Source organism: Klebsiella sp. JN_Kp122, assembly GCF_040062085.1.
Lineage (GTDB): Bacteria > Pseudomonadota > Gammaproteobacteria > Enterobacterales > Enterobacteriaceae > Klebsiella > Klebsiella aerogenes.
The window spans coordinates 63,404-82,557 of the sequence record NZ_JBEAHW010000041.1 but is presented as its reverse complement, the minus strand read 5'-3'; the positions used below and the strand labels follow the sequence as shown (position 1 = coordinate 82,557).

General features: G+C 56.3%; 19 protein-coding genes. 14 read left to right on the top strand and 5 right to left on the bottom strand.

The annotated features are described in order from the left end of the window. Positions 1 to 20 precede the first annotated feature (20 nt). The 9 genes from infB to mtr all read left to right on the top strand — a co-directional run bounded on the left by infB (position 21) and on the right by mtr (position 11,449). Complete coding sequence (infB, locus tag ABLU78_RS17035; protein WP_015369525.1) at positions 21 to 2,711, top strand: translation initiation factor IF-2; 2,691 nt, start codon at positions 21 to 23, stop codon at positions 2,709 to 2,711. 105 nt (positions 2,712 to 2,816) lie between these two features. Beyond that, positions 2,817 to 3,218 (top strand): 30S ribosome-binding factor RbfA, encoded by a 402-nt coding sequence (gene rbfA / locus ABLU78_RS17030; RefSeq protein WP_002918248.1) that lies wholly within the window; start codon positions 2,817 to 2,819, stop codon positions 3,216 to 3,218. Continuing rightward, entirely contained in the window at positions 3,218 to 4,162 is a 945-nt protein-coding gene (gene truB, locus ABLU78_RS17025; protein WP_015703596.1) for a tRNA pseudouridine(55) synthase TruB, read from the top strand. Before rbfA ends, truB begins: the two co-directional genes overlap by 1 nt. A 148-nt stretch (positions 4,163 to 4,310) precedes the next feature. Then, positions 4,311 to 4,580 carry a 30S ribosomal protein S15 gene (gene rpsO, locus ABLU78_RS17020; RefSeq protein WP_015369527.1) on the top strand — a complete coding sequence of 90 codons (270 nt, stop codon included), beginning with the start codon at positions 4,311 to 4,313 and terminating at the stop codon, positions 4,578 to 4,580. A gap of 241 nt (positions 4,581 to 4,821) precedes the next feature. Continuing rightward, positions 4,822 to 6,957 (top strand): polyribonucleotide nucleotidyltransferase, encoded by a 2,136-nt coding sequence (gene pnp / locus ABLU78_RS17015; protein WP_015369529.1) that lies wholly within the window; start codon positions 4,822 to 4,824, stop codon positions 6,955 to 6,957. A gap of 107 nt (positions 6,958 to 7,064) precedes the next feature. Next, positions 7,065 to 7,949 carry a lipoprotein NlpI gene (gene nlpI / locus ABLU78_RS17010; protein ID WP_020077841.1) on the top strand — a complete coding sequence of 295 codons (885 nt, stop codon included), beginning with the start codon at positions 7,065 to 7,067 and terminating at the stop codon, positions 7,947 to 7,949. 103 nt (positions 7,950 to 8,052) lie between these two features. After that, the gene (gene yrbN / locus ABLU78_RS17005) at positions 8,053 to 8,133 is read left to right on the top strand and encodes a protein YrbN (RefSeq protein ID WP_086538083.1); all 81 of its coding nucleotides are present in this window, start codon (positions 8,053 to 8,055) and stop codon (positions 8,131 to 8,133) included. Then, entirely contained in the window at positions 8,126 to 10,060 is a 1,935-nt protein-coding gene (locus tag ABLU78_RS17000; RefSeq protein ID WP_015369531.1) for a DEAD/DEAH family ATP-dependent RNA helicase, read from the top strand. Before yrbN ends, ABLU78_RS17000 begins: the two co-directional genes overlap by 8 nt. A gap of 144 nt (positions 10,061 to 10,204) precedes the next feature. After that, complete coding sequence (gene mtr, locus ABLU78_RS16995; RefSeq protein WP_015369532.1) at positions 10,205 to 11,449, top strand: tryptophan permease; 1,245 nt, start codon at positions 10,205 to 10,207, stop codon at positions 11,447 to 11,449. A gap of 44 nt (positions 11,450 to 11,493) precedes the next feature. On the opposite strand, the gene ABLU78_RS16990 is transcribed toward mtr, so the two are convergent. The 3 genes from ABLU78_RS16990 to ABLU78_RS16980 form a co-directional block, all read right to left on the bottom strand. After that, a complete protein-coding gene (locus ABLU78_RS16990) occupies positions 11,494 to 12,501 on the bottom strand; it encodes an LLM class flavin-dependent oxidoreductase (RefSeq protein ID WP_015369533.1) in 1,008 nt (335 codons plus the stop codon). Positions 12,502 to 12,589: 88 nt separating this feature from the next. Continuing rightward, entirely contained in the window at positions 12,590 to 13,468 is an 879-nt protein-coding gene (locus tag ABLU78_RS16985) for a U32 family peptidase (protein WP_048229796.1), read from the bottom strand. A gap of 5 nt (positions 13,469 to 13,473) precedes the next feature. Continuing rightward, on the bottom strand, positions 13,474 to 14,469 hold the full coding sequence (locus ABLU78_RS16980; RefSeq protein WP_045377933.1) for a peptidase U32 family protein: 996 nt from the start codon (positions 14,467 to 14,469) through the stop codon (positions 13,474 to 13,476). A 221-nt stretch (positions 14,470 to 14,690) separates the two neighbouring features. Here ABLU78_RS16980 and ABLU78_RS16975 point away from each other — a divergent pair, with 221 nt between their 5' ends. Both ABLU78_RS16975 and ABLU78_RS16970 read left to right on the top strand, forming a co-directional pair. Beyond that, a complete protein-coding gene (locus ABLU78_RS16975; protein WP_015369536.1) occupies positions 14,691 to 15,215 on the top strand; it encodes an SCP2 domain-containing protein in 525 nt (174 codons plus the stop codon). Then, entirely contained in the window at positions 15,209 to 15,712 is a 504-nt protein-coding gene (locus ABLU78_RS16970) for an N-acetyltransferase (RefSeq protein WP_015703593.1), read from the top strand. Before ABLU78_RS16975 ends, ABLU78_RS16970 begins: the two co-directional genes overlap by 7 nt. Here ABLU78_RS16970 and ABLU78_RS16965 read toward each other — a convergent pair. Then, the gene (locus ABLU78_RS16965; protein WP_026612209.1) at positions 15,699 to 15,989 is read right to left on the bottom strand and encodes a GIY-YIG nuclease family protein; all 291 of its coding nucleotides are present in this window, start codon (positions 15,987 to 15,989) and stop codon (positions 15,699 to 15,701) included. The two genes, ABLU78_RS16970 and ABLU78_RS16965, sit on opposite strands and share 14 nt — an antisense overlap. A gap of 49 nt (positions 15,990 to 16,038) precedes the next feature. Between ABLU78_RS16965 and ABLU78_RS16960 the strand changes: the two genes are divergently transcribed. Further along, the gene (locus tag ABLU78_RS16960) at positions 16,039 to 16,482 is read left to right on the top strand and encodes a YhbP family protein (RefSeq protein ID WP_015369539.1); all 444 of its coding nucleotides are present in this window, start codon (positions 16,039 to 16,041) and stop codon (positions 16,480 to 16,482) included. Here the strand turns inward: ABLU78_RS16960 and ABLU78_RS16955 are convergent. Then, positions 16,462 to 16,980 carry a type 1 glutamine amidotransferase domain-containing protein gene (locus tag ABLU78_RS16955; protein WP_015703592.1) on the bottom strand — a complete coding sequence of 173 codons (519 nt, stop codon included), beginning with the start codon at positions 16,978 to 16,980 and terminating at the stop codon, positions 16,462 to 16,464. The genes ABLU78_RS16960 and ABLU78_RS16955 overlap by 21 nt on opposite strands. Positions 16,981 to 17,108: 128 nt before the next feature. Between ABLU78_RS16955 and ABLU78_RS16950 the strand changes: the two genes are divergently transcribed. After that, on the top strand, positions 17,109 to 17,756 hold the full coding sequence (locus ABLU78_RS16950; protein ID WP_048229550.1) for an NAD(P)H-binding protein: 648 nt from the start codon (positions 17,109 to 17,111) through the stop codon (positions 17,754 to 17,756). A gap of 72 nt (positions 17,757 to 17,828) precedes the next feature. Continuing rightward, positions 17,829 to 18,872 carry a permease gene (locus ABLU78_RS16945; protein WP_048229546.1) on the top strand — a complete coding sequence of 348 codons (1,044 nt, stop codon included), beginning with the start codon at positions 17,829 to 17,831 and terminating at the stop codon, positions 18,870 to 18,872. The last annotated feature ends 282 nt before the right edge of the window (positions 18,873 to 19,154 follow it).

Sequence of the window (19,154 nt, the reverse complement as noted above, 5' to 3'; positions counted from 1 at the left end):
CTGTAGCAGGAAGGAACAGCATGACAGATGTGACTATTAAAGCGCTGGCCTCAGAAATTCAGACCTCTGTGGATCGCCTGATACAGCAATTTGCTGATGCAGGTATTCGCAAATCGGCTGATGATTCTGTGACCGCGCAAGAGAAGCAAACCTTGTTAACGCACCTGAACCGTGAACACGGCTCGGCGCCTGACAAGCTGACGTTGCAGCGTAAAACGCGCAGCACGTTGAATATTCCAGGTACCGGTGGAAAGAGTAAATCGGTACAAATCGAAGTCCGCAAGAAACGCACCTTTGTGAAACGCGATCCGCAAGAGGCTGAACGCCTGGCCGCGGAAGAGCAGGCGCAGCGTGAAGCGGAAGAGCAAGCCCGTCGTGAAGCTGAAGAAGCAGCTAAGCGCGAGGCGCAATTAAAAGCTGAACGTGAGGCCGCAGAACAAGCTAAACGTGAAGTCGCTGAAAAAGCGAAACGTGAAGCCGCGGAAAAAGACAAAGTGAGCAATCAACATACCGACGAAATGACCAAGACCGCCCAGGCTGAAAAGACCCGCCGTGAGAACGAAGCAGCGGAGCTGAAGCGCAAATCGGAAGAAGAAGCACGCCGCAAACTTGAAGAAGAAGCGCGCCGTGTAGCGGAAGAAGCACGCCGTATGGCTGAAGAAAATGAAAAAAACTGGAGTGAAACTCCGGAAACCCCAGAAGAAACGACCGACTATCACGTAACCACGTCTCAGCATGCGCGTCAGGCTGAAGATGATAACGATCGTGAAGTTGAAGGCGGTCGCGGCCGTGGCCGTAACAGCAAAGCTGCTCGCCCGGCGAAGAAAGGCAACAAACACGCTGAATCGAAAGCTGACCGTGAAGAAGCCCGTGCGGCCGTTCGCGGCGGTAAAGGCGGCAAACATCGCAAAGGTTCTTCTCTGCAGCAGGGCTTCCAGAAGCCGGCTCAGGCAGTTAACCGCGATGTTGTGATCGGCGAAACCATCACCGTTGGCGAGCTGGCCAACAAAATGGCGGTCAAAGGTTCTCAGGTCATCAAAGCGATGATGAAACTGGGCGCGATGGCGACCATCAACCAGGTCATCGACCAGGAAACCGCTCAGCTGGTTGCCGAAGAGATGGGCCACAAAGTTATCCTGCGTCGTGAAAACGAGCTGGAAGAAGCAGTAATGAGCGACCGTGACACCGGCGCTGCGGCTGAACCGCGCGCACCGGTAGTGACCATCATGGGTCACGTTGACCACGGTAAAACCTCTCTGCTGGACTACATTCGTTCTACTAAGGTTGCCTCCGGCGAAGCGGGTGGTATTACCCAGCACATCGGCGCATACCACGTAGAAACTGACAACGGCATGATCACCTTCCTGGACACCCCGGGCCACGCCGCGTTTACCTCCATGCGTGCTCGTGGCGCGCAGGCGACGGATATCGTGGTTCTGGTGGTGGCGGCAGACGACGGCGTGATGCCGCAGACTGTGGAAGCTATCCAGCACGCCAAAGCGGCGCAGGTGCCGGTAGTGGTTGCAGTGAACAAGATCGATAAGCCGGAAGCGGATATGGATCGCGTGAAGAACGAACTCTCCCAGTACGGCGTGATGCCGGAAGAGTGGGGCGGCGAAGCGCAGTTCATCCCAGTATCGGCGAAAGTTGGTACCGGTATCGACGACCTGCTGAACGCTATCCTGCTGCAGGCTGAAGTTCTCGAACTGAAAGCGGTACGTAACGGTATGGCGAGCGGTGCGGTTATCGAATCCTTCCTGGATAAAGGTCGTGGTCCGGTAGCTACCGTTCTGGTTCGCGAAGGTACTCTGCACAAGGGCGATATCGTACTGTGTGGCTTTGAATATGGCCGCGTACGTGCGATGCGTGACGAACTGGGTCGCGAAGTGCTGGAAGCGGGTCCGTCCATTCCGGTGGAAATCCTCGGTCTGTCTGGCGTTCCGGCTGCGGGTGATGAAGTTACCGTCGTTCGTGACGAGAAAAAAGCGCGTGAAGTTGCGCTGTATCGTCAGGGCAAATTCCGTGAAGTTAAACTGGCTCGCCAGCAGAAATCTAAACTGGAAAACATGTTCGCTAACATGACCGAAGGCGAAGTTCACGAAGTGAACATCGTGCTGAAAGCGGACGTGCAGGGTTCTGTCGAAGCGATTTCCGATTCCTTGCTGAAACTGTCTACCGACGAAGTGAAAGTGAAGATCATCGGTTCCGGCGTAGGTGGTATCACCGAAACCGACGCGACCCTGGCTGCCGCTTCCAACGCGATTCTGGTTGGCTTCAACGTTCGTGCCGATGCTTCCGCACGTAAAGTTATCGAGTCAGAAAGCCTGGATCTGCGTTACTACTCCGTCATCTATAACCTGATCGACGAAGTGAAAGCGGCGATGAGCGGCATGCTGTCTCCGGAACTGAAACAGCAGATCATTGGTCTGGCTGAAGTGCGTGATGTCTTCAAATCGCCGAAATTCGGCGCCATCGCGGGCTGTATGGTTACCGAAGGTACGATTAAACGTCACAACCCAATCCGCGTACTGCGCGACAACGTGGTTATCTATGAAGGCGAGCTGGAATCCCTGCGCCGCTTCAAAGATGACGTTAACGAAGTCCGTAACGGCATGGAATGTGGTATCGGCGTGAAGAACTACAACGACGTTCGCGTTGGCGATATGATCGAAGTGTTCGAAATCATCGAAATCCAGCGTAGCATCGATTAATCGTCAGATAGCTAAGCGTAGGCCGGGTAAGCGAAGCGCCACCCGGCAATAATTTTAAAAAGGGGCTTTTGGCCCCTTTTTTGTCTTTATTCTGGAGAATTTATTATGGCGAAAGAATTTGGTCGCCCGCAGCGCGTGGCCCAGGAGATGCAAAAAGAAATTGCCATCATCCTGCAGCGTGAAATCAAAGACCCGCGTCTGGGCATGATGACCACCGTTTCCGGCGTGGAAATGTCCCGTGACCTGGCCTATGCCAAAGTGTATGTCACCTTCCTCAACGACAAAGATGAAGCCGCGGTGAAAGCGGGCATCAAAGCGCTGCAGGAAGCCTCTGGCTTTATCCGCTCTCTGCTGGGCAAAGCGATGCGCCTGCGCATCGTGCCGGAACTGACTTTCTTCTACGACAACTCGCTGGTCGAAGGGATGCGCATGTCCAACCTGGTTACCAGCGTGGTGAAACACGACGATGAGCGTCGTGTGAACCCGGACGACAGCAAGGAGGACTAATGAGTCGTCCTCGTCGTCGCGGCCGCGACGTGCACGGCGTATTGCTGCTGGATAAGCCTCAGGGCGCCTCCAGCAACGATGTGCTGCAGAAAGTAAAACGTATTTATAATGCCAACCGCGCTGGCCATACCGGCGCGCTGGATCCGCTGGCGACCGGTATGCTGCCGGTCTGCCTTGGCGAAGCGACTAAGTTTTCCCAGTATCTGCTGGATTCTGATAAGCGTTATCGCGTGATCGCCAAACTTGGTCAGCGTACGGATACCTCCGACGCCGATGGCCAGGTGGTGGAGGAACGCCCGCTAACCTTTAACGAAGAACAGCTGGCGGCGGCGCTGGATAGCTTCCGCGGCGAGACTCAGCAGGTGCCGTCGATGTACTCGGCGCTGAAATATCAGGGTAAAAAGCTGTACGAATACGCTCGTCAGGGCATTGAGGTTCCGCGTGAAGCCCGGCCGATTACGGTCTATGAGCTGCTGTTTATTCGCCATGAAGGCGATGAACTGGAGCTTGAGATCCACTGTTCGAAAGGTACCTACATCCGTACGATTATCGATGATTTGGGCGAGAAGCTTGGCTGCGGCGCGCACGTGATTTTCCTGCGTCGCCTGGCGGTGAGCAAATACCCGGTCGAGCGGATGGTGACCCTGGAGCAACTGCAGGCGCTGGTCGAACAGGCGGCGGCAGAGGATATTCCCGCCGCTCAACTGCTTGACCCGCTGCTGATGCCGATGGATAGCCCCGCGTCGGATTACCCGCTGGTTCATATTCCGGAAACTTCCGCGGTCTACTTTAAAAACGGCAACCCGGTTCGTCAGTCAGGCGCGCCGCTGAACGGGCTGGTGCGAGTGATGGAAAGCGAGTCCGGTAGGTTCCTCGGTATGGGCGAAATCGACGATGAAGGCCGCGTCGCGCCTCGTCGTCTGGTGGTGGAATACCCACAGTAAGCGCTTTTGTTGCGATAAAAGCCTGCTACGAGTAGAATATCGCCGCTTAACGTCCGCTAAAGTGTTTTAACATTTTCGGGCGTTGCATCAGGGGTTGCTGAATTAGAGATCGGCACCCTTTCTTTACTTATAATTTTGGAGTTTGAAAATGTCTCTAAGCGTTGAAGCTAAAGCACAAATCGTTTCTGAGTTCGGTCGTGGCGCAAACGACAGCGGTTCTACTGAAGTTCAGGTTGCACTGCTGACTGCACAGATCAACCACCTGCAGGGTCACTTTGCAGAGCACAAAAAAGATCACCACAGCCGTCGTGGTCTGCTGCGCATGGTTTCTCAGCGTCGTAAACTGCTCGACTACCTGAAACGTAAAGATGTTGCACGTTACTCTTCGCTGATCGAGCGTCTGGGTCTGCGTCGCTAATTCTGCGAGTTTCAGAAAAAGGGGCCTCACGGCCCCTTTTTTCGACCAGGCGGCAGCAATTCATTAAAAACTCATGTATTGTTGCTATTAATGATCTTCATGCAGAGGTTCGCGCGGCTAATGAGAGGCTTCATCCGCAGGGGCGGGTAAAGGTTGTCATTAGTCGCGAGGATGCAGAGGATCGGGTCATCAGGCGCGATATCGTAGATATGGCGTCATTTTTAGATAAAAGGATAGAATTTTGCTTAATCCGATCGTTCGTAAATTCCAGTACGGCCAGCACACCGTAACCCTGGAAACCGGTATGATGGCGCGCCAGGCAACGGCCGCTGTGATGGTTAGCATGGATGACACCGCGGTATTCGTTACCGTTGTGGGTCAGAAAAAAGCGAAACCGGGCCAGGACTTCTTCCCGCTGACTGTTAACTACCAGGAGCGTACTTACGCTGCCGGTAAAATCCCGGGTGGCTTCTTCCGTCGTGAAGGCCGTCCAAGCGAAGGCGAAACCCTGATCGCGCGTCTGATTGACCGCCCGGTTCGTCCGCTGTTCCCGGAAGGCTTCGTTAACGAAGTTCAGGTTATCGCGACCGTTGTTTCCGTTAACCCGCAGGTTAACCCGGATATCGTCGCGATGATCGGCGCATCCGCCGCGCTGTCGCTGTCCGGTATTCCGTTCAATGGCCCAATCGGCGCCGCTCGCGTGGGTTACATCAACGACCAGTACGTACTGAACCCAACCCAGGAAGAGCTGAAATCCAGCAAACTGGATCTGGTGGTTGCCGGTACCGAAGCGGCCGTACTGATGGTTGAATCCGAAGCTGAACTGCTGAGCGAAGACCAGATGCTGGGCGCGGTGGTCTTTGGCCACGAGCAGCAGCAGGTTGTTATTCAGAACATCAACGACCTGGTGAAAGAAGCCGGTAAACCGCGTTGGGACTGGCAGCCGGAAGTGGTTGACGCCGCCCTGAACGCGCGCGTTGCTGCGCTGGCTGAATCCCGCCTGAGCGATGCTTACCGTATCACCGACAAACAAGAGCGTTACGCTCAGGTTGACGTGATCAAATCTGAAACCATCGCGACGCTGGTTGCCGAAGATGAAACCCTGGACGCCAACGAACTGGGTGAAATCCTGCACGCTATCGAGAAAAACGTCGTCCGTAGCCGCGTACTGGCAGGCGAGCCGCGTATCGATGGCCGCGAAAAAGACATGATCCGTGGTCTGGACGTTCGTACCGGCGTATTGCCGCGTACTCACGGTTCCGCACTGTTTACCCGTGGCGAAACTCAGGCGCTGGTTACCGCGACTCTGGGTACCGCACGCGACGCGCAGAACATCGACGAACTGATGGGCGAGCGCACGGACTCCTTCCTGTTCCACTACAACTTCCCTCCGTACTCCGTAGGTGAAACTGGCATGGTTGGTTCTCCGAAGCGTCGTGAAATCGGTCACGGTCGTCTGGCTAAGCGCGGCGTTCTGGCCGTAATGCCGACAATCGACGAATTCCCGTACACCGTTCGCGTGGTATCTGAAATCACCGAATCCAACGGTTCTTCTTCCATGGCTTCCGTCTGTGGCGCATCTCTGGCGCTGATGGACGCTGGCGTGCCGGTGAAAGCCGCCGTTGCGGGTATCGCAATGGGTCTGGTGAAAGAAGGCGATAACTTCGTCGTACTGTCCGACATTCTGGGTGACGAAGACCACCTTGGCGATATGGACTTCAAAGTTGCGGGTTCTCGCGACGGTATCTCTGCGCTGCAGATGGATATTAAAATTGAAGGTATCACCAAAGAAATCATGCAGGTTGCTCTGAACCAGGCTAAAGGTGCGCGTCTGCACATCCTGGGCGTGATGGAACAGGCGATTAACGCGCCGCGCGGCGATATCTCCGAATTCGCACCGCGTATCCACACCATCAAGATCAACCCGGACAAGATCAAAGACGTTATCGGTAAAGGCGGTTCTGTTATCCGTGCCCTGACCGAAGAAACCGGCACCACCATCGAAATCGAAGATGACGGTACCGTGAAGATCGCAGCGACCGACGGTGACAAAGCTCAGCACGCTATCCGCCGTATCGAAGAGATCACCGCTGAGATCGAAGTTGGCCGTATCTACAATGGTAAAGTGACCCGTATCGTTGACTTTGGCGCATTCGTTGCCATCGGCGGCGGTAAAGAAGGTCTGGTTCACATCTCTCAGATCGCTGACAAGCGCGTTGAGAAAGTGACTGATTACCTGCAGATGGGTCAGGAAGTACCGGTTAAGGTTCTGGAAGTTGACCGTCAGGGCCGCGTACGTCTGAGCATTAAAGAAGCAACTGAGCAGGCTCAGCCAGCTAACGCGCCGGAAGCTCCGGCCGCAGAGCAGGGCGAGTAAGGTTGCCGATTGCCCTCCGCTTCGGCGGAGGGTCTATTCCGGGCAGGATGCCTTTTTGCAGCCGGGGAACTGGACGTTCATCCAATCGTTGTCTTCGGGAGTGGGAAATGAAGCCTTTTCTGCGCTGGTGTTTCGTGGCGACAGCTCTCACGCTGGCAGGATGCAGCAACTCTGCCTGGCGTAAGGACGCCGTCCTCGCGGTACCATTGCAACCGACTTTGCAGCAAGAAGTGATTCTGGCGCGCATGGAACAAATTCTTGCCAGTCGGGCTTTAACCGATGACGAACGCGCACAGCTTTTATATGAGCGCGGAGTGTTGTATGATAGTCTCGGTCTGAGGGCATTAGCGCGAAATGATTTTTCACAAGCGCTGGCAATCCGACCCGATATGCCTGAAGTATTCAATTACTTAGGCATTTATTTAACGCAGGCAGGCAATTTTGATGCTGCCTATGAAGCGTTTGATTCTGTACTTGAGCTTGATCCAACTTACAACTACGCGCACTTAAACCGCGGCATCGCTCTGTATTACGGTGGCCGTGCTAAGTTAGCGCAAGATGATCTGCTGGCGTTTTATCAAGACGATCCCAATGATCCTTTCCGCAGTCTGTGGTTATACCTCGCCGAGCGTAAGCTTGATGAGAAGCAGGCGCTTGAAGCACTGAAACAGCGCTTCAACAAGTCGGACAAAGAGCAATGGGGATGGAACATTGTCGAGTTCTACCTTGGCGACATTAGCGAAAAAGAGCTGATGACCCGTCTGAAGGCAGACGCAACGGATAACACCTCGCTCGCTGAGCATCTCAGTGAAACCAACTTCTATTTAGGTAAGTACTACCTAAGTCTGGGGGACAAGGACAGCGCTACGGCACTGTTCAAACTGGCGGTCGCTAACAACGTTCATAACTACGTTGAGCACCGATACGCATTGTTGGAATTATCGCTCTTGGGCCAGGAGCAAGATGACCTGGCAGAATCGGACCAGCAATAGCTGACGAACACACATCAGCCCTTTTTTTGATTGCCATCACCTTCGCGGGTGAGGGCGTTGTTGTTCGTTAATACACCTACTTTGAGCCGGTTCACACTTTTCAATGAAAATTACTCTAAATTTTCACGATGAGTTATGTAGACTGGCCGCCATTAATTTTGAGGCACACGTACTACATGGCTGAATTCGAAACCACTTTTGCAGATCTGGGCCTGAAGGCTCCTATCCTTGAAGCGCTTAACGATCTGGGTTACGAAAAACCATCTCCGATCCAGGCTGAGTGCATTCCGCATCTGCTGGACGGCCGCGACGTTCTGGGTATGGCCCAGACCGGTAGTGGTAAGACCGCAGCGTTCTCTTTACCGCTGCTGAACAACATCGATCCTGAGCTGAGAGCACCGCAGATTCTGGTGCTGGCGCCGACCCGCGAACTGGCGGTACAGGTTGCTGAAGCAATGACGGAATTCTCTAAACATATGCGCGGCGTAAACGTGGTTGCCCTGTACGGCGGCCAGCGTTATGACGTGCAGCTGCGCGCCCTGCGTCAGGGGCCGCAGATCGTTGTCGGTACCCCGGGTCGTCTGCTGGACCACCTGAAGCGCGGTACGCTGGATCTCTCTAAACTGAGCGGTCTGGTACTGGACGAAGCAGATGAAATGCTGCGCATGGGCTTTATCGAAGACGTAGAAACTATCATGGCGCAGATCCCGGAAGGTCATCAGACCGCTCTGTTCTCCGCCACGATGCCGGAAGCGATTCGTCGCATTACCCGCCGCTTCATGAAAGAGCCGCAGGAAGTGCGCATTCAGTCCAGCGTCACCACGCGCCCGGACATCAGCCAGAGCTACTGGACTGCTTACGGCATGCGTAAAAACGAAGCGCTGGTGCGTTTCCTGGAAGCGGAAGACTTTGATGCGGCGATTATCTTCGTGCGTACCAAAAACGCGACCCTGGAAGTGGCAGAAGCGCTGGAGCGTAGCGGCTATAACAGCGCCGCGCTGAACGGCGATATGAACCAGGCGCTGCGTGAGCAGACTCTGGAGCGCCTGAAAGACGGTCGTCTGGATATCTTGATCGCCACCGACGTTGCGGCCCGTGGCCTGGACGTTGAGCGTATCAGCCTGGTTGTTAACTATGACATCCCGATGGATTCCGAATCTTACGTTCACCGTATCGGCCGTACCGGTCGTGCGGGTCGTGCGGGTCGCGCGCTGCTGTTCGTTGAGAACCGTGAGCGTCGCCTGCTGCGTAACATCGAACGTACGATGAAGCTGACGATCCCTGAAGTAGAACTGCCGAACGCAGAACTGCTGGGCAAACGTCGTCTGGAGAAATTCGCCGCTAAAGTTCAGCAGCAGCTGGAAAGCAGCGATCTGGACCAGTACCGTGCGCTGCTGGCGAAAATCCAGCCGACCGCGGAAGGCGAAGAGCTGGACGTGGAAACGCTGGCCGCTGCGCTGCTGAAAATGGCCCAGGGCGAACGTTCTCTGATCGTTCCGCCGGATGCGCCGATGCGTCCGCGTCGTGAATTCCGCGATCGTGATGACCGTTTCGAACGTCGTGGCGACCGTAATGACCGCGGCCCGCGTGGCGATCGTGAAGATCGTCCGAAGCGTGAGCGTCGTGACGTGGGTGAAATGGAACTGTACCGCATTGAAGTGGGCCGTGATGACGGCGTTGAAGTTCGTCATATCGTTGGCGCGATCGCTAACGAAGGCGACATCAGCAGCCGCTACATCGGCAACATTAAGCTGTTCGGTTCTCACTCCACCATCGAATTGCCGAAAGGTATGCCGGGCGAAGTGCTGCAGCACTTTACTCGTACCCGCATCCTGAACAAGCCGATGAACATGCAGCTGCTGGGCGATGCGCAGCCGCGCACCGAACGTCGTGGCGGCGGCGAGCGTCGTGAAGGCGGTCGTGGCTTCGGCGGCGAGCGTCGTGAAGGCGGTCGTAGCTTCGGTGGCGAACGTCGTGAAGGCGGTCGTGGTGAAGGTCGTCGTTTCAGCGGCGAACGTCGTGAAGGCGGCCGCGCGCCGCGTCGTGACGATGCTTCCGCGCCGCGCCGTGATGATTCCGCGGGTCGTCGTCGTTTCGGTGGCGATGCGTAATAAGCGCAATCCCTTAGCGTAAAGTAAATAATACAGCCCCGATCGTCATGATTGGGGCTTTTTTTATTTCTTTTGTACTCGTGTACTGGTACAGTGCGTCATGCTCAACGTGAGCGAAGTATTTTCGACTGGAGATTTCGGCAAATGGCGACACTAACCACTACGGCCACCCGACCGTCTTTATTTGGCGGCGTGGTGATTATCGGCGGCACAATTATTGGCGCGGGCATGTTCTCGCTGCCGGTGGTCATGTCCGGCGCGTGGTTTTTCTGGTCGCTGGCGGCGCTGGTTTTTACCTGGTTCTGCATGCTGCACTCCGGTTTGATGATTCTGGAAGCCAACCTTAACTACCGGATTGGCTCCAGCTTCGACACCATTACCAAAGACCTGCTCGGCAAAGGCTGGAACCTGGTGAACGGCGTGTCGATCGCCTTTGTGCTGTATATCCTGACCTACGCCTATATTTCTGCGAGCGGTTCGATCCTGCACCACACCTTCAGTGAAATGTCGCTGAACGTACCGGCGCGCGCTGCGGGCTTCGGCTTTGCGCTGCTGGTGGCCTTTATCGTCTGGATGAGCACGAAAGCGGTGAGCCGCATGACGGCTATCGTACTGGGCGCTAAGGTGATTACCTTCTTCCTGACCTTCGGCAGCCTGTTGGGGCACGTTGAGCCGACGACGCTGTTTAACGTCGTGGAGAAGAATGCCTCCTATGCGCCATACCTGCTGATGACGCTGCCGTTCTGCCTGGCCTCGTTTGGCTATCACGGTAACGTGCCGAGCCTGATGAAATATTATGGTAAGGATCCGCGCACCATTACCCGCTGTCTGATTTACGGTACGCTACTGGCGCTGGGTCTGTATGTGGTCTGGCTGCTGGTGACGATGGGGAATATCCCTCGTCCGCAGTTTATCGGTATCGCCCAGAAGGGCGGCAACATTGATGTGCTGGTGCAGGCGCTGAGCGGCGTGCTGAATAGCCGCGGTCTGGATCTGCTGCTGGTGGTGTTCTCCAACTTTGCCGTCGCCAGTTCCTTCCTCGGCGTGACGCTGGGGCTGTTCGATTATCTCGCTGATCTGTTTGGCTTTGACGATAGCGCGATGGGACGCTTTAAAACCGCGCTGTTGACCTTTATCCCGCCGATGATCGGTGGGCTGGTGAAACCAGATGGTTTCCTTTACGCCATCGGCTATGCCGGCCTGGCGGCTACGGTATGGGCGGCGATTGTGCCGGCGCTGCTGGCTCGCGCTTCGCGTAAACGCTTCGGCAGCCCACAGTTCCGTGTTTGGGGCGGAAAACCGATGATTGCGCTGATCCTGCTGTTCGGGCTCGGCAACGCGGTGGTGCATTTCCTGTCGAGCTTTAATCTGTTGCCGGTTTATCAATAACCGCATTGCCCGGTGGCGTGACGCGCACCGGGCTTACCACGTCGCTAACCTAACAATTCCTCTTTCACCTGCATCGCTAAATCAAACGAATGCAGGCGTGCCTGGTGGTCGAAGATCTGGCCGTTGACCATGATTTCGTCCGCTTCCGTTTCGCGAAGAATCGACGCTAACCCATGGCGAACTTTGGTCTTATCGCCAACCAGCGACATGCTCAATGCCTGCTGTACACCATACTGCTCGGACGCTGACCACAGTTGATGCATATTTTCCACCGGCGGCGGCAACTGCCCGGTTTCACCGCGGCGCAGTTTAACGAAGGCCTGCTGCATCGAGGTAAAGAGGAACTCCGCATCGCGATTACTATCGGCGGCGATAATATTGATACATACCATCGCGTACGGTTTTTCGAGCCGCGCCGAAGGTTTGAAGTTGCTGCGGTACAGATGCAGCGCCTGGAATAGCATGTCCGGCGCGAAGTGAGAGGCGAAGGCAAACGGCAGACCAAGCTGCGCCGCCAGCTGCGCGCTGTACAGGCTTGAGCCCAGCAGCCACACCGGAATTCGTTCGCCATAGCCGGGAACCGGGCGCACCTGCGGATTAGCCTCGCGGGCGTCAAACCAGTCCACCAACTCCGCCACATCGCGCGGGAAATTATCGACATCGCCGCTCATATGGCGACGCAGCGCGCGCATGGTCGGCTGATCGCTGCCCGGCGCGCGGCCAAGGCCGAGATCGATACGTCCGGGATACAGCGTATTCAGGGTGCCGAACTGTTCGGCGATCACCAGCGGCGAATGGTTTGGCAACATTACGCCTCCGGATCCCAGATGCAGGGTGGTGGTATTGGCGGCAAGATAGCCAATCAACACCGAGGTCGCCGCGCTGGCAATACCCACCATATTATGATGCTCCGCCAGCCAGTAACGGTGGTAGCCGCGGGATTCCGCCAGTTGGGCGAGAGCGAGAGAATGGGAAAAGGCTTCTTTAGCAGAAGATCCCTGCGGGATCGGCGCCAGATCGAGCACCGAGAACGGAATGGTTTTATCAGTCATAACAGCTCACTTTGTCGACGGTGAATCTTTTAATAGTGCATTAAAAATTAATAACCGTTGTTAACAAAGTGAGCTTTTACACTTCACCTTACGCCTGCAGCTCCAGCCCGGCCAGCCGTTTCCAGTAGCCATTGCAATCGCTGTTAGCGGTGAGATCCAGCGGCGCAGCGCCATTTTCATTGGCGCGGAAGGCGTCGAGCATGGCGAAGGTCTCGCTACCCATCGGCGACAGGCGCACCATATCCACCAGACCGTGCATCGAGGTTAACTCGTTGCCAAGGTTATAGACGTAGCCGCTCATCGTCTGAATGCCGTTAAGCACAAACACCTGCTGGTTCTCCTGCGACAGCATGCTGCGCCCGGTTGGGTACTTGATGCAGCAGGTTTCGCATTCGTCTTTTGGCCGGTCTTCCGAGCGGGCGGTAAAGCAGCGCGCGGAATAGGCCAGCGGCAGATGGCCGTAGCTCAGCACTTCGACTTCAAACTGGTTGCGAATACCCAGCTCTTCGCACTGGGTCAGTAAATTAGCCAGCCAGTCGCGGGAAAGCTCCACCGGCATGCACCAGCGCGTCATACCCTGCTTCAGCAGCAGGCGCAGGGTGACGGCGTTGTAGCAGTTCAGCGCATGACCCGCGACGAAGGGCAACTTGCGTTCGGCACAGAGATTGACCACGCCGAGGTCGCTGGCTTCAATCAGGAATTCGCCGTTCTCGACATAGCGCTTCAGCTCGCCCAGTTCGGATGAGGCCTGCACCAGCGCGAGGGTGGAGAGCACCACCTGCTTGCCGCTGCCGGCCAGCGCTTTCGCCATTTCGATCCAATCGCCGACTTTAGTGGCGCGGCGTTTGCTGCATACCGCTTCGCCCAGATAAATGGTGTCAGCGCTACAGTTTGCCGCCTGCTGGTAAAAATCTGCCAGCGTCTCTTTTGGCCAGTAGTACAGCACCGGCCCTAATGAATATTTCATGTTTCTCACTGCCATTTTCGGTGATAGGCGCCAAGGGTGGTTTGCGTTCCTTCGGACATCGAACCAAGGGTTTCCATCCATGCAGATTGCGGCACGAAGTTCTGCGGATCGGCTTTACAGCGATCGATCGCCTGACGCCAGACTTTCGCTACCTGGGTGACGTATGCCGGGCTGCGCTGGCGGCCTTCAATTTTTACCGAAGCGATATTGGCGGCCATCAGTTCTGGCAACAGTTCCAGGGTGTTGAGGCTGGTGGGTTCTTCCAGCGCGTGGTAGCGCTCGCCGTCGACCAGGTAGCGGCCTTTGCACAGCGTCGGATAACCGGCATTCTCGCCATCCTGATAACGATCGATCAGCACTTCGTTAAGGCGTGACTCCAGCCCCTGCGGCGTTTGCTGCCAGCGGACGAAGCGCGCGGGCGAACAGGCGCCGACGGTATTTGGCGATTCGCCGGTGAGATACGACGAGAGATAGCAGCGGCCTTCCGCCATGATGCATAAGCTACCGAAGGCGAAGACTTCCAGTGGAACCGGCGTGGCGCGCGCTAACTGTTTCACCTGGTGAATGGATAACACCCGCGGTAGTACGACGCGGGCAACGTCAAAGTTACGGTGATAAAAACGTACCGCCTCTTCGTTAGTGGCGGACGCCTGTACTGAAACGTGACGTTCAATGTGCGGATAGCGTTCCGCAGCGTACTCCAGCATGGCGATATCGGCGAGGATGAGCGCGTCGGCGCCCAATTGCGCGGCCATATCCACAGCACGCTGCCAACGGGCATAACCGTCGGGATGGGCGAAGGTGTTAATCGCGATATGTAGCTTGCGGCGATGCTGGTGCACAAAGCTGACGGCTTCCTGTAATTTCTTTTCGGTGAAATTAAGGCCGGCAAAGTGGCGGGCATTGGTGTCATCTTTCAGCCCGATATAGACGGCATCGGCGCCGTTTTCGATGGCCGCCTTAAGTGCCGGGAGGTTACCGGCGGGGCAGAGCAGCTCCATAATTTTTCCTGAAAAACGCGGCCGGTCAGGGACGCAAAATGGTTAACGAGCTGGGATTTTAGTTAACCTTCTGGTGACAATTTTTGATTTGAGGCAGTTAAAAGCGTATTGGTGGGCTCAATAGCTGGCGGCCATCATCGCGATTTTGTTGATTTACGCCGCTATGTCGTTTATTTGATATGGCACAATAGCGAAACTATTGCATGCATGGAGTGAAGCTTGTGTTGGATGAACTGCGTTCCCGGCTGGTCCGTTTTGGCCCGTCTTTAATGAGCGTGCCGGTTAAGCTGGCGCCTTTTGCCCTCAAGCGCCAGGTGCTGGAACAAGTATTGAGCTGGCAATTTCGCCAGGCGCTGGCGGATGGAGAACTGGAGTTTCTCGAAGGTCGCTGGTTAAGTATTAATGTGCGCGATATTGGCCTGCTGTGGTATACCTCGGTAGTCGACGGTCGTCTGGTGGTTAGCCAGCAGGCTGACGCCGACGTCAGCTTTAGCGCCGATGCCAGCGATCTGCTGATGATTGCCGCGCGTAAACAGGATCCGGATACGCTATTCTTCCAGCGTCGTCTGGTGATTGAAGGTGATACCGAGCTGGGTCTATACGTGAAGAACCTGATGGATGCCATCGAGCTGGAGCAGATGCCGAAAGCACTGCGCGTCATGCTGCTGCAGATGGCGGATTTTGTCGAAGCAGGCCTGAAGAGCCCGCAGAAACCTGAACAGACATCGGTAGGTGAGGCATGCTGATTCGAGTGGAAATTGGGATTGATGCGCCGGGTATCGACGCGCTGCTGCGCCGTACGTTCGGCAGCGACGCGGAAGCGAAGCTGGTGCACGATCTGCGTGAAGATGGTTTGATCACGCTGGGCTTAGTCGCCACTGACGATGAAGGCCAGGTGGTGGGCTACGTTGCCTTTAGCCCGGTCACCGTCGAAGGCGAAGAGCTACAGTGGGTAGGTCTGGCGCCATTGGCGGTAGATGAAAGCTATCGCGGCCAGGGTATCGGCCGACAGCTGGTCTACGAAGGGCTGGATTCATTAAATGAGTTTGGCTACGCCGCGGTGGTCACGCTGGGCGAACCGGCGCTGTATGGCCGTTTGGGCTTTGAACCCGCCGCCGCGTTCGATTTACGCTGCCGTTGGCCGGACACCGCTGAAGCCTTCCAGGTGCACCGTCTGGCGGATGACGCGCTGCAGGGCGTACACGGTCTGGTCGAGTACAGCGATCATTTCAATCGCTTCTGAGCCCCTCCAGCAGGGTCTCGAACGAACCATCCCCGGCAACGAGGCGCTCTTTCTGGCGCTTCGTTAGCTGCTTGATGCGATACTCCAGCCGCAGAGCGAGTGAGTGGTCACCAACTTTCTGACTAAACGCCAGCGCCAGTTCGCCTTTGCCGCGCAGCGCTTTCGCTCCTTTGCCTTCCTGATGCTGAAGAAAGCGGCGCGGAACATCGGTGGTAATGCCGGTATACAGGCGGTTATCAGCGGTTCGAATAAGATAGAGAAACCAGCACACGGTAATAACGTCAGTCTGTTAGGGTGTGTGCACCATAGCATAATGGAGAATAAAGATGGATACGCTTGCCGCGATTAGCCGCTGGCTGGGTAAACAGCACGTCATCACCTGGTGCGTCGCGCGTGATGACGAGCTGTGGTGCGCCAATGCGTTTTACGTTTACGACCCGGATAACGTCGCCTTTTATCTGCTGAGCGACGAAAAAACCCGCCACGGCCAGATGACCGGCGAACACGCGAAGGTTGCCGGGACGGTTAACGGCCAGCCAAAGACCGTTGCCTTGATCCGCGGCGTGCAGTTTAAGGGTGAGATCCGCCGCCTTCACGGTGACGAAGAGGCTGAAATGCGCAAGCGCTACGTCAAGCGCTTCCCGGTCGCCCGCATGCTGTCGGCGCCGGTGTGGGAGATCCGTCCCGACGAGCTTAAATTTACCGACAACACGCTGGGTTTTGGCAAAAAGCTATATTGGCTGCGCGACTCAAGCCCCGAGCAGGCGTAGCGCCTCGCGATTGAACGCCGGCAGATCGTCTGGGGTTCGGCTGGTGACTAACTGATCGTTATCAAGCACCACTTCCTGATCGTAAAACTCACCGCCGGCGTTTTTTACGTCGACCACGATAGGTTTAACCGCCGTGAGTTTACGCCCGCGAATGACATCTGCGCTGATGAGTAGCTGCGGGCCGTGGCAGATGGCAAAGACCGGCTTACCGCTATTCACGAAGTCGCGAGTAAAAGTGACGAAGCGCTCATCACCCCGCAACTGGTCCGGTGAATAGCCGCCAGGCAGCAACAACGCGTCAAACTGCGCCGGCGTCACGTCATCTATTGCTTTGTCGATCGCCACTTCAGCCTCGCCTTGTTTCCCTTTTACCGTTTTTCCTGCCTGTTTCTCAATCGTCACGACCTGATGCCCGGCAAGTTTAAAGGCCTCGGCAGGTGAGGTGAATTCAGAATCTTCGAAGTCGTCGGTGATTAGTACGGCAATCTTTTTACTCATTCTTCCTCCGATCTTTTGGCAGTGAATGAGGCATTTCCATGATGATGGTGGATACTTACCTCGTAAGCTATTAAGCCTGGAACATGTGGGGCAAAGTGCAAGGCAGACAATTCTGCAAAGGAGATTCGATGAGTCAGGTATTACTAACCGGCGCGACTGGTTTGGTTGGTGGGCACTTACTTCGCCTGCTACAGAATGAGCCGGGCATTAGCGCGATTACTGCGCCAACGCGCCGTCCCCTTGCTGTGGCGGAGGGGGTATTCAATCCACACGATCCGCAGTTGACCGATGCACTGGCGCAGGTGGTTGATCCTGTCGATATCGTTTTCTGCTGCCTGGGCACCACGCGCCGGGAAGCGGGGAGTAAAGAAGCGTTTGTGCATGCTGACTATACGCTGGTGGTAGATACGGCGCTGGTCGGGAAGCGTCTCGGAGCGCAACATATGCTGGTGGTCAGCGCGATGGGCGCTAATGCGCATTCGCCCTTCTTCTATAACCGCGTGAAAGGAGAAATGGAAGAGGCGCTGATGGCGCAGGACTGGCCGCGGCTGACCATTGCCCGTCCTTCGATGTTGCTGGGGGATCGGGAGCATAAACGCGCCAATGAAACGCTCTTTGCACCGCTATTTCGTTTTCTGCCTGGAGACTGGAAAGCTATTCAGGCCCGCGATGTAGCGACTGCCCTGCTCGCGGAGGCGCTGGCGCCGAGCCATGAAGGCGTCCAAATCCTGACCTCGTCTCAGCTACGGGAGCGCGCTGCCCGGCAGGCGGATTAACCATTTTCAAATTTGGACGGCAGGCGTAGTATTCACCTCCTTATTTGTTATCACTTCTCCCTGGGGAATGCTATGGCTGGTCAGTCTTCATCTCAGGCGGCATCACCATTTCAATGGTGGAAACCCGCGCTGTTCTTTCTCGTCGTTATCGTTGGTCTGTGGTACGTCAAATGGCAGCCGTATTACGGTAAAGCCTTTACGGCCGCCGAAACCCACAGTATCGGTAAATCTATTCTCGCGCAGGCTGATGTAAACCCGTTGCAGGCGGCATGGGATTACGCGATGGTTTATTTCCTCGCGGTCTGGAAAGCGGCGGTGCTCGGCGTGCTGCTTGGTTCGCTTATTCAGGTGTTGATCCCGCGCGACTGGCTGCAGAGGACGCTTGGGCAATCTCGTTTTCAGGGCACGTTGCTGGGAGCGATTTTTTCGCTGCCGGGGATGATGTGTACCTGCTGCGCCGCGCCGGTCGCCGCCGGTATGCGTAAACAGCAGGTGTCGATGGGCGGAGCGCTGGCGTTCTGGATGGGCAACCCGCTGCTGAACCCGGCAACGCTGGTCTTTATGGGTTTCGTGCTCGGCTGGCAGTTTGCTCTGATCCGGCTGGTGGCCGGGCTGGCGACGGTGCTGGTGGTGGCGACGCTGGTGCAAAAATGGGTAAAAGAGGCGGCGACGCAGCCGGTAGCGGCAGAAGACGTTAGCCAACTGCAGCGCGATGAGGGCAGTTTTATCAGCCGCTGGCTACGCGCGCTGTGGTCGCTGTTCTGGAGTACGATCCCGGTTTACATCCTCGCGGTGCTGGTACTGGGCGCGGCGCGGGTCTGGCTGTTCCCGCACGCCGAGGGCGCGGTCGATAACACGCTGTTCTGGGTGATCGCAATGGCGATAGCCGGTTGCCTGTTCGTTATCCCGACGGCGGCGGAAATCCCGATTGTGCAGACGATGCTGCTGGCTGGAATGGGCACCGCGCCGGCGCTGGCGCTGCTGATTACGTTGCCGGCGGTGAGCGTGCCGTCGCTGATTATGTTGCGTAAGGCGTTTCCGGCTAAAGCGCTGTGGCTAACCGGTGGGCTGGTGGCGTTATGCGGGGCGATCGTCGGCGCGCTGGCGCTGGTGTAATTTATCCGGAGCGGGGCTGTGGCCCCGGCGCCGGATTTTGTACCGGGTGGCGGCTACGCCTTACCCGGCCTACGGTTCGTGCGGCCTGTCGTTAATTTATACTGCCGGTGCTGGTGGCCTCAAAATCCCCCCGGTGGCGCTGCCGCTTACCGGGGCTACAGCGCTTTGCGATTTGGTAGCCCGGAGAAGGCGCAACGCGCCGCGTCCGGGAAAACCCCTTAAAAAAGTTGCCAACCGATAACAGTATCTACGGTCCGTGCGACCTGTCTTTAATGTCTTCAC